The 531-nt window shown below is 67.4% G+C and carries 1 protein-coding gene and 1 pseudogene; both read right to left on the bottom strand.

Going from position 1 to position 531, the window contains the following annotated elements; translation table 11 throughout:
• Positions 1-157: 157 nt before the first annotated feature.
• Positions 158-256 (bottom strand): annotated as a pseudogene (locus A5663_RS23820) (SAM-dependent methyltransferase); the annotation flags it as partial.
• The coding region (locus A5663_RS23815; RefSeq protein ID WP_156744458.1) for a DUF2064 domain-containing protein at positions 256-531 on the bottom strand (276 nt) is incomplete at its 5' end. The gene A5663_RS23815 and the pseudogene A5663_RS23820, both read right to left, overlap by 1 nt.

Raw genomic sequence — 531 nt, 5'->3', positions numbered from 1 at the left:
TGCGCACCGTTCCGATGTCGCAACCAGACACGGGCGCGCTGACGGCGGCGGCGTTGCGTAACGGTGGGATCGACGTCGCGATGGTCGACGAGCTCGCGGACTTCGACACCGTCGACGACCTCGAGACCGTCCGTCGAAAATGCCTGGCGGACAGCCGAATCCAGCGGTGCACCGGGAGGTTGCGCACCTCACCGTCGTCGTGGCGGATCCAGCAGCGTTCACCGTCGAGGGCGCGGTCGTAGAGATGGCCGAACATCAGATGCGCACCGTTCCGATGTCGCAACCAGACACGGGCGCGCTGACGGCGGCGGCGTTGCGTAACGGTGGGATCGACGTCGCGATGGTCGACGAGCTCGCGGACTTCGACACCGTCGACGACCTCGAGACCGTCCGTCGAAAATGCCTGGCGGACAGCCGATTCCTGCGCGCAACCGACTCGGTGCGCATCTGATGTTCGGCCATCTCTGGCCGCGAGACGCCCAGCACCCACCATCCGCCGTCCTCGGCAGGACCGAGCACCGCGTCGCAGCC

This window comes from Mycobacterium sp. E740 (assembly GCF_001672895.1).
In the GTDB taxonomy this organism is placed as follows: Bacteria; Actinomycetota; Actinomycetes; order Mycobacteriales; family Mycobacteriaceae; genus Mycobacterium.
The sequence above is the reverse complement of the archived record's forward strand: the minus strand, read 5'-3'. Positions and strand labels throughout refer to the sequence as shown.